This is a genomic window from Bacteroides sp. GD17, assembly GCF_038448625.1.
Lineage (GTDB): Bacteria > Bacteroidota > Bacteroidia > Bacteroidales > Bacteroidaceae > Bacteroides.
The window spans coordinates 290,609-299,948 of the sequence record NZ_JBCEZS010000007.1 but is presented as its reverse complement, the minus strand read 5'-3'; the positions used below and the strand labels follow the sequence as shown (position 1 = coordinate 299,948).

Sequence of the window (9,340 nt, the reverse complement as noted above, 5' to 3'; positions counted from 1 at the left end):
GGGGATTCTTCTAACGAAGAACTTTCGCCTACCGGCGATGAGTATTCAATGCTTTAAACTTCAAGGAAAATATTATAACATCTGCTCTTTTGCTTGCTTATACGATGAAGCTTGAAGATTAGTAATCATGCCGTGCAAAGATTAGTAATCATGCCGTGCGAAGATTAGTAATTGCATTCCCTGCAGATTATTATCTTTCTATGATTTCTATGAATTCGGGTTCTATGTAGGCGGTTGCGACGGCTACGATGCCCGGTATCTTGATGACGATCCGTTTACTTCGTTTGCCCTTTACTTTCAGAAGTACCCCTTCCACGCCATCGAATGCTCCTCCGTGTACACGTACTTTTCTGCCTTTTTCCAGGCAGACTTCTTCCGGCTTATAGTATGTGAGATCTTCCTCGTATTTCTGTGCCACTTTTATGAAATCCTGCATCTGACTGCCGGGTACGATAATGATTTTTCTTCCCGCATCCGCTTTTTGCGTGATATATTGCAGATAAGGATTTCTTGTTTTGAATTCAGTCAAAGCCGATTTGGTGGTACGGACAAAGACCAGGTTGGAAATGGCAGGGACAAGTACCCGCTCTTTTCTTCCGTGATGTTCTTTGATGGTATAGCACATGGGAATGAAACTTTCAATATTTTCTTTCTTCAACTCCNTGGCAGGGACAAGTACCCGCTCTTTTCTTCCGTGATGTTCTTTGATGGTATAGCACATGGGAATGAAACTTTCAATATTTTCTTTCTTCAACTCCTTCTGTGCATGTAGTTCCTTTTTGTAAGCATACATGGCATACCAAACGGTAGTTTCTTCACCTTCTTTTTCCGTCGTGTTATACATTCTTTTATTCTGAATTTTATTGTGTTATGCTTGCGTTAGGGCATACCTTTGGGACCTTGAAGACGCTGCAATGCAGTGTATTTCAATTAGTTAATCGTTTGTTTACTCTAATATCCCCTTTTTAATTTTGTACTGTCTCTATATAAGAGACAGCACAACGTGTATAACCGCCAATAAATCAGTTTATTACAGATGATTATTTTTTGCTTAATGAGACGCCTTTAATGTTTTTTCATCGGTTATTGAAGCAAGTTTATAAAAAATAGGGATTGACTATATATTTAAATAATTAGTACTTCTAATTATTTTATATGAATGTAAAATGTTGATCTTTAAAATATTGAATTCTTGTTGCAAACAATTTTATTAAATTTTTCCTTGCTTATATTTGCTAATGTCTGCACTAATTAATACTTTTGTCAGTGCTTTGTGCTGTCTCTTATATAGAGACGTTACTAATTCTTTTGTAGAATCAGTTGCTATTATTTCGATTATGAAAGGATAAATAAGCAAGATTTTTCAATTAAAATCCTCTGTTGTTTGAGTGTAGTTGTAGAGGTGATTTTTCTTTTTTCGGCTATCTTGATATGAAAAGAAGGTTTTATTTTGCTTTTCCTTTTTCTCTTTCTTATATTTGTATATTCAATTAAAAGAAAATATGAAAGCTAAAGAACCTGCATCCGTTTATTATACCCCCTCTATGGTTAGAGCCCTGCAGCGACATATTCAGCGGAGGATAGAAAGTGAAGAGGATCCGGATAAGTTGTCACAGATTAGCCGTTTATTGGCATTATCTTCAGATGAAAGTGTTTTTGAAGAACGCTATTTGCGAGCTAAAGCTTTTGCCAAAGCTCATTTTGATGAAGATTATGTAGCAAGTTTGGAAGCTCGTAACTTTCTGGTGGATGAGCCCTTTCCACTTTGTGACTTCACTGATGAAGAGTGGGAAAGAGAGATGGAAAATGCAGAGGCGAGTGGGGTAGCATCTGATGAGGAAGTAGAAAAAATGTTCTCTATATGGAAAGACTACGAGTAACTTGGAGCAAAACAGCTATACGTGCTTTTTATGATGAGGCTTTATGGTATCAAGTAAATAAAGGTGGGCAATTTGTGAAGAGTTTTTCTGAGAATATTCAAAAGACTATTAATACAGTATCAGGGATGCCCGATATTGGTCGTTTAGAGAAAGAAGGAAGTAGAAAAATATACCGTTCGGTTTTATCGCACCCTAAATGTAGAATATATTATTGGCATAATAACCATGAGTTGCGTGTTGTCAATCTGCGTTTTACCCAAATGAATGTTTGATGAAGGATTGAAAGTCTGCTTTATGTGATTTGTTATATTTCCTTTAATGGAGAATATTTCCTTGATTAATCTTACGAAAGTCTCGTAGAATTTATGTAAATTTGTACAGACTAAAATCACTTAAACGCACCTGCTTATGAAAACACAACATTTTGTTCCTCTTCTTCTTTCCCTGCTTCTTGGAGCTTGTACCGGAAGTAAAACCTCTGATGGAAAATCGCTGAACGACTGTCCCGAAATAGCTACTCTTCAGCAAGTAGGCAATGACAAGGTAATGGTGGTGCAGCTGGATAAGGTAAGAGACACTCTTGACTTGCCACTCAGCCGATTATTGGATGATTTTCAAATCGTGCCGCTCGACAATCGGAAGGAGGCACTGACCAAAGGACAATCTGTAACTGCTTACGATAATTATGTAGGTATGGGAGGCGGAATGGACGATCCTTACAGACTGTTCGACCGCAAAGGACGTTTCCTCTGCCAGATAGGAGCGAACGGGCAAGGACCGGGTGAGTATTGGGCCGTTTACGACAGTTATATAGATGAACCCAACGACCGCATCTACCTGATGCCATGGAATGCAAAATCCATGCTTGTCTATAATTTGAAAGGGGAGTATCTTTCGTCTATCCCATTACCCACATTGGTGCCGAAAGGTGTCTTCTCTATCGACACTCAAAAACAACGTCTGACGGTGGGGCTGCTTCCTTTTGCCGATATCAAGGGGGCTTCCGTAGTGTGGCAGCAAGACTTTGAAGGCAATATCCTGCATCGGGTAGAAGCTTCTCCTTATGCTATTACGCCCGACTATAGCAATGAAGTATCGAGTTACCAGAACAGCGGTAACGGGATATTTGATTTCTGTATTTTCCATTGGCAGGCAACGGCCGATTCGCTCTACCATTTCCTGCCCGAAGAGAACCGCCTTGCTCCGGTACTGACTCTGCAGCAGCCGGAAGAGAAAATACAGCATGACTATGTAGAACTGCCTGAACATTATCTGATAGATATCCCTACCGGATATACAAATAGTGAATATGGGTCTTACGTATCTCAACGCGCTTCGGTGGTGCTTGATAAGCAAACTCGGAAGGGAGCCTATGTACGCATACAGAATGACTTGATAGGAAATGCTCCGGTGGAGTATGCTTTTTTCTACTTCAGACGCGGGTACTTTGCTTATACCATAGAGCCGGGAATGCTGCTGGAAAATATAGAAACAGCTCTTTCCCGTCCGGAGTTACTCAATGAGAAACAACGGAGCATGCTGGAAACATTGAAGGGTAATATCAATGAGAATGATAATAACTATCTCTTTGTCGGGAAGATTAAGAAGAATGCCGATTTGTCCGGATTGGAAAGTATGCGGCAACTGCCTGACGTGCAGAAGCAGGAAAAGCCTGATATGGCAATGACTGCTTCGCAGGAAGAAGAACAGACAGATACGGTTGTTTTCAATACCCCTTATATCAAGGATTGGAAGGAGTATTACCGGACCAATAACCGATTTAAAGATTGGGACCCTAATAACGAAGTAACAACATTAGTGGGTGCCGTCATAGAGAAAGATGGAACACCCTGGAATTTGAAAATCCTCAGGAGTAGCGGGCATGACGAACTGGACCAGGAAGCTATTCGTCTGGTTAGGGAAGCGGATATTGATCCGGCCACCAATAAAGCAAAGCAACCCGTGCGATGCTACAATTTTGCGGCGCCGGTATCGTTTCCTCTCAAATGATCGGTGCCTTACCGTTTTCCGTATAGCTTATCTATCAAGTCCGGCCGACCTATCCGGCGCAATTCGTTGATGATGTTCTTGCGCTCTTCGGGTTTGTACCAGAAGAAGAACTGGCGTTGTGCCAGTTTTTCTTTTTGCGTCTTGGCACTGAACACCGGTTCCAACGTATAAGGATGAAATCCCGTGTACCATGCTTCGGTGGCTACTGTCATCGGAGTGGGGGTGAAGTCCTGCACCTGCTCCAACTGGAAGTCCATGCGTTTGGTGATGACGGCAAGTTCGGCCATATCCTCTTCCTTGCATCCGGGATGGCTGGATATAAAGTAAGGTATGAGTTGTTGCCGCAGCCCTTCTTCACGGTTGATGCGGTCGAATATCTGCTTGAATTCTCCAAACTGGCTGAACGAAGGCTTGCGCATGATGTTCAACACCCGGTCCGAAGTGTGCTCCGGCGCCACTTTCAGGCGGCCGCTGACGTGGCGGGCAATGAGTTCGCGGGTATATTCGGCAGTGCTTTTGTTGGTAGCCGGGTCTTTGCTTTGATGAAGCAGCAAGTCGTAGCGCACGCCACTGCCGATAAAGGATTTCTTGATGCCGGGCAGGGAGTCTACTGCATGATAGATATCCAATAATGGACGATGGTCCGTGTTCAGGTTGGGGCATACTTTGGGATGGATGCACGACGGGCGCTTGCATCGTTTGCAAAGTGTTTCGTCCCGCCCTTTCATCCGATACATATTGGCCGACGGACCTCCCAGGTCGCTCAGATATCCTTTGAAATCGGGCAGCTGGGTGACTGCTTCCACTTCTTTCAGAATACTTTTCTTGCTGCGACTCACGATGAACTTCCCCTGATGTGCCGAGATGGTGCAGAAAGCGCATCCGCCGAAACATCCCCGGTGGATGTTAACGGAGAACTTGATCATGTCGTATGCCGGGATGCGTTTCCCCTTATATTTGGGATGGGGAAGACGGGTGTAGGGCAGATCAAAAGAGTAATCAAGCTCGGCTTCGGTCAGCGGAGGGTAGGGAGGGTTGACGACTACCGTTTGCCTGCCCGTTACTTGCAGGATGCGCGAAGCTGCATACTTATTGCTTTCTTCTTCGATATGGCGGAAGTTGCCCGCCTGTTTCTTTTTGTCTTTCAGGCATTCTTCGTGGGAAAAGAGGGTGATATCCCCTTCTTGCGGAGCAACCTCTTTATCGAGATAAACCATTTGAGGAATATCGGAAATCAGTCGCCTGAAGTCTTCTCTGCCGACGGAATTGTTTCCGACGGTTTGTGCCAGCTTGCTTTTCAGTCTCTCGGCAAGTTCCACAATCGGCTTTTCGCCCATGCCATATATCAGTGAATCGGCGCCACTGTCTATAAGGATGCTTGGGCGCACGCGGTCTTGCCAGTAGTCGTAATGAGTCAGCCGGCGCATGCTTGCCTCGATGCCTCCCAGCACGACCGGGACATCGGGATATAGTTTCTTCAGTATTTGGGTATATACGATGGAAGGATATTCGGGACGCATGTCCGGACGGGCATCCGGGGTATAGGCATCGTCACTGCGCAGGCGCTTGTTGGCTGTATATTTGTTTACCATCGAATCCATGCATCCGGCACTGATGCCGAAGAACATGCGGGGGCGTCCCAGCTTTTTGAAATCGCGCAAATCGTCGCGCCAGTTTGGTTGGGGGATGATGGCTACGCGTAATCCTTCTGCTTCGAGGATGCGGCCGATGACGGCAGCCCCGAAAGACGGGTGATCCACGTAAGCATCACCGCTGAATAGGATTACATCCAATTCATCCCATCCACGGAGTTCTACTTCTTTTTTGGTGGTGGGTAACCAATCAGTCAGTCGATATTCTTTCATGCCGCAAAGATACGGAATAAAAGTTATATAGTAAACTGCAACGTCATTTGCTCTCCGTCGTAAATCTCACGGAAGCCGATTTGCTGTTCGGCGAGGTACTCTTTCAGGTCATTGAAAGCAGCAGCATCGTCCATGATGATTTCCAGCTTCTCACCCGGCCGCGCTTCGCACATGGCTTTCACGGCAGGGATAAGAGGACTGTAGTGCTTGGGTCCGCACGTGTCGATGGTTTTCATTTATTCTTCCTCTTCTACGGTTTCTTGTTTGGAAAGCCATTGCAGATAGAGCTTGATAAGTTGCTGCAATCCGAACGCTTTCATGTTGTTGTGATAAATAACGTCGATACAGAGGTCGAGCAGGTCTTTGCTATCTTCCTCTTGCGCGGCGATGAGGGAGCGGATGTTCAGCTTTAATTTTTCGAGTACATCTTCGTCTACGATACCGTTGCTGTCGATGAGGTGACGGAAGAGTCCGTATTTCTCAATGGTGGCAAGGTTATCTTCTGAAATTTCTAAACTGCGGGTTCCGCTGGGGTTGGCTTGTATAGTGTACATGTTCTTTTTATTTTGAGGATTAATATTCGGGTTACTTTAGGAGCAAAGATAAGATTTATTTTATGATTACCTCTTCCTTTCACTTAGAAATTGAAGCACGGATGCCATAATTGCAGTTCTGTCCGCTTCTTCCCTGATGCTTTCGAAAGGGAAACCCATGACGAAGGTGCGGTAGTCGTTACCCTGATAAGCCACGGCGGCGGACTGATTGCCATTGGCATAGGTCATCACCGGGAAAGCGGGAGACATGGGCAGGATGCAATCGGGGGCGGTGACCGGATAGGCTTGCTCGTTGGGAAGGCGGGGGAGGGTGAATGTACGTCCCAGGCCTTGAACGGCGATATTATTTTCTGCTGTTTGCAGGGAGTTGCCGTAGCGGTACTTCAATATGTTCTGAATGAATTCCCGGTCGCCCTGCCGGCTGTTCATATCACTGCCTACGTAGGCGCCGCTGACCAGCAGCTTTCCTCCTGAACGGCAATAGGAAGTCAGTGCGCGCTGTATCGGCGAGGAGAAAGTCTTGTAATAGATGCTTCGCGACGGGTTGCCGGATGCATCTTCTTTTTCCAGTCCGAGGATATAGTCTACTATCGCATAGTCTTCCAAAGAGATTATGCCACTTTCTACTGCCTCGTCGCTGCATGACACAAAACTGTAAGTGCCGGCGGCTTGTATTGCTTTGCCGTGTATGAAAGGATAGTCGAAAGTGTTTCCTATGATTTTCATACCTTCGTATTCGCTACCGCTGCTTCCCAACCCTTTTCCTGCATCCTTGCGGTTGAAGTTCTGCTGGGCACCGCAAAGGGAGATGTCGTAGAGGTAGGGGACACCCGGGTCTTGGGCGATGTCGAAGCCGGCTTGGGTGGGAGTATCGATCACGGCCGGTCCGCTGATACGGTCGAAACCGTTGACGATGAGTACACGTTCCTGTTCGCGTTTGGATTTGTAGGCCGAGAGCGTTTCGGAGGGGAAGCTTTCGCCCCCGCGGTTGACGGCGGTCACTTTGAAGGAATAGACGATGCCCGGTTCTATTTTTGCAGTATAAGACGGGGTGCTTACGCGTACGCCGTTATCAAATCCGCCGCGTCCGATGCGGGTATAAACAATGTATTCGCGTGGTTTGGCAGTGGGTTCCAACGGGTCGTCTTCGCCTTTCCAGGAGAGTTCGAGGGTATTCTTCTTCTTGCCGAAGCGGATGGCGAAATGGCTGACGGGAAGGGGCTGCACGATGTAATCTTTGTCGTGCTGGCTACAGATGTATTGCAGGATGGCTTTGTAAAGTGCACGTCCGACGGTGAACTTGAAGTTTGGATCGTGTCCCAGGCGCATGTCTGCAAAGTTCTGGTGCGACAGAAGTTCTACGATGGTGGAAGGAACTGCAGGCAGGCGTGTTTCGCTGTAGTTGCGGTCCCACATGCTGCGGCGCGTCCAGTCGGTGTTGAAGGTGGAACGGATATCATGTTGCAATTGAGTCAGCAGGATGTCCGAGAGGTCGCGTGAGGCGTAACGGTCTGTGCCGGCATTCAGGCGCCCGTTGTTGAAATCGGTGGTATAGACGCCGAGGGTTCCTATGATTTCGTCTTCCCGGCTGAAGCCGGCATCACTGTGTAATGCCATGCTCATTTCGAAAGGCACGCCCAGCCCTTCTTCTGCGGGGTTGAAAAGAGATTTTCCTGCCAGATGATTCACCATACGCGAACGTACGTTGATGTCGTCCGCCATGTCGTTCGTTCCTTCTCGACCAGAATATACGGGATAGGGCATGCCTGCCCATTGGGCGGAATAGCGTGCACCTTCCAGGTATCGGGGCAGTCCACTGGTTTGTCCGCCACGTGCGATATTCCCCATGCCGCCACCAAAGCGGACGGCATCGGCGCAGACTACACCTTTCTCCCGGCTTTCATTGCTCAGAACCACCATGCCGTAATCATTTCTACCTTTATCGAAGGTGAAAGTGCCGAGATAGACCCAGGTGCCGCCACCGATTTGCTGGTTTACCGTAAACTCGGTGACACCGCCGTTGTGGAATACGAGGTACTTGGCATCGCTCACACTGTTGGGCAAGGTCTGGTAGGAGACGTATACGGCATATTCTCCCGTCTCCGGAATGTCGGGCACCCATTCGGCAAAGGCTTTGTCTTTTTTCTTTTCGGTTTTGGCGAAGCGTGCCGTACCGCTGAGGAAAGGATTTTCTCCTTCCTGATAGATACGTTTTCGTTGGGCGAATCCGGGCAGATTGGCCTGTTCCCAGCGGGCTTTCCGGCTTTTGACATCCAGATAGAGGGAGCCTTGGCTGCCTTGTCCGCTCAAAGTGCCGTCGTTGTCTACGATTACTTCCTGCTTCTGTGTGTCGCGTTCGCGCGGGGTGAATACGTTGGCTCCCGCATTTTCAAGCATAGGGATGAGGTAGGGAAGGATGAAAGATTGAGTGAACTGGTCTTCGGTGGTACAGAACAGTCGCGGGCGTTGCCATGCCCACTTGTTCATGTCGTTGATGTAATAATTTCCGTGACTTTGCCACAGGGCGATGTGCCGGCCTTCCAGCCCGCGGGTGATGTCATAAGGACGGGAAGTACGGGTAACCCAGGGAGCGCCTTTATATTCCAGATTACCGAACAGCCGCGCCTTGTCTTTTTTCCCTTTCCGGTAGAGGTTGGGGATGAGGTCGTCGATGCTGCGCCCATAAGTATATAAGGTGATATCGAAGTAGTTCACCGGACCGGGGAGGATTTGTCCCAAACGCCGGTAGATGGCATCGACGGTTTCCGGTCGCATGGGTTGGTAAGCAAACCGTTCGTCGGCATAGATAAGCAGCTTTTTCTTCCGGAAATCAATGCGGAAACTGTCCAGTTTGCAGGTCCCGATATTGACGGTATTGGTACTATATTCTCTGAAGAAGGTCCGGAGGCGTTCTTCTACATTCTTTTCGATATCCTGGGCGGAAAGCAGTATTCCGTGTAAAAGCAATATGCTGATAAGAATTATTTTTCTCATATCTGTTTCTTGGGTGTGCAAAAGTACATAAAAGATG

Annotated in this window: 8 protein-coding genes; 3 read left to right on the top strand and 5 right to left on the bottom strand. The window is 47.0% G+C overall.

The annotated features are described in order from the left end of the window. Positions 1–190: 190 nt before the first annotated feature. Complete coding sequence (locus AAE250_RS13720; protein WP_446715758.1) at positions 191–721, bottom strand: UpxY family transcription antiterminator; 531 nt, start codon at positions 719–721, stop codon at positions 191–193. Between the two features lie 781 nt (positions 722–1,502). Here AAE250_RS13720 and AAE250_RS13715 point away from each other — a divergent pair. From AAE250_RS13715 to AAE250_RS13705, 3 genes are all read left to right on the top strand, one after another. Then, positions 1,503–1,880, top strand: coding sequence for a hypothetical protein (locus AAE250_RS13715; RefSeq protein ID WP_294602185.1), 378 nt, complete (start codon positions 1,503–1,505; stop codon positions 1,878–1,880). Then, positions 1,862–2,152, top strand: coding sequence for a type II toxin-antitoxin system RelE/ParE family toxin (locus AAE250_RS13710; RefSeq protein ID WP_294602182.1), 291 nt, complete (start codon positions 1,862–1,864; stop codon positions 2,150–2,152). Before AAE250_RS13715 ends, AAE250_RS13710 begins: the two co-directional genes overlap by 19 nt. A gap of 136 nt (positions 2,153–2,288) precedes the next feature. Then, entirely contained in the window at positions 2,289–3,890 is a 1,602-nt protein-coding gene (locus AAE250_RS13705) for a TonB family protein (RefSeq protein WP_294602179.1), read from the top strand. Between the two features lie 8 nt (positions 3,891–3,898). Here the strand turns inward: AAE250_RS13705 and AAE250_RS13700 are convergent, their stop codons facing one another. The 4 genes from AAE250_RS13700 to AAE250_RS13685 form a co-directional block, all read right to left on the bottom strand. Beyond that, complete coding sequence (locus tag AAE250_RS13700; RefSeq protein WP_294602176.1) at positions 3,899–5,755, bottom strand: YgiQ family radical SAM protein; 1,857 nt, start codon at positions 5,753–5,755, stop codon at positions 3,899–3,901. A 23-nt stretch (positions 5,756–5,778) separates the two neighbouring features. After that, positions 5,779–5,991 (bottom strand): sulfurtransferase TusA family protein, encoded by a 213-nt coding sequence (locus tag AAE250_RS13695; protein WP_294602173.1) that lies wholly within the window; start codon positions 5,989–5,991, stop codon positions 5,779–5,781. After that, on the bottom strand, positions 5,992–6,309 hold the full coding sequence (locus tag AAE250_RS13690) for a hypothetical protein (protein ID WP_294602170.1): 318 nt from the start codon (positions 6,307–6,309) through the stop codon (positions 5,992–5,994). Between the two features lie 66 nt (positions 6,310–6,375). Further along, the gene (locus AAE250_RS13685; RefSeq protein ID WP_294602168.1) at positions 6,376–9,303 is read right to left on the bottom strand and encodes a golvesin C-terminal-like domain-containing protein; all 2,928 of its coding nucleotides are present in this window, start codon (positions 9,301–9,303) and stop codon (positions 6,376–6,378) included. Positions 9,304–9,340 lie beyond the last annotated feature (37 nt).

Coding starts and splice junctions, on each gene's coding strand:
- AAE250_RS13700 (WP_294602176.1), bottom strand. CDS start 5,755: ATGAAAGAATATCGACTGACTGATTGGTTACCCACCACCAAAAAAGAA.
- AAE250_RS13685 (WP_294602168.1), bottom strand. CDS start 9,303: ATGAGAAAAATAATTCTTATCAGCATATTGCTTTTACACGGAATACTG.
- AAE250_RS13705 (WP_294602179.1), top strand. CDS start 2,289: ATGAAAACACAACATTTTGTTCCTCTTCTTCTTTCCCTGCTTCTTGGA.
- AAE250_RS13690 (WP_294602170.1), bottom strand. CDS start 6,309: ATGTACACTATACAAGCCAACCCCAGCGGAACCCGCAGTTTAGAAATT.
- AAE250_RS13710 (WP_294602182.1), top strand. CDS start 1,862: ATGGAAAGACTACGAGTAACTTGGAGCAAAACAGCTATACGTGCTTTT.
- AAE250_RS13715 (WP_294602185.1), top strand. CDS start 1,503: ATGAAAGCTAAAGAACCTGCATCCGTTTATTATACCCCCTCTATGGTT.
- AAE250_RS13695 (WP_294602173.1), bottom strand. CDS start 5,991: ATGAAAACCATCGACACGTGCGGACCCAAGCACTACAGTCCTCTTATC.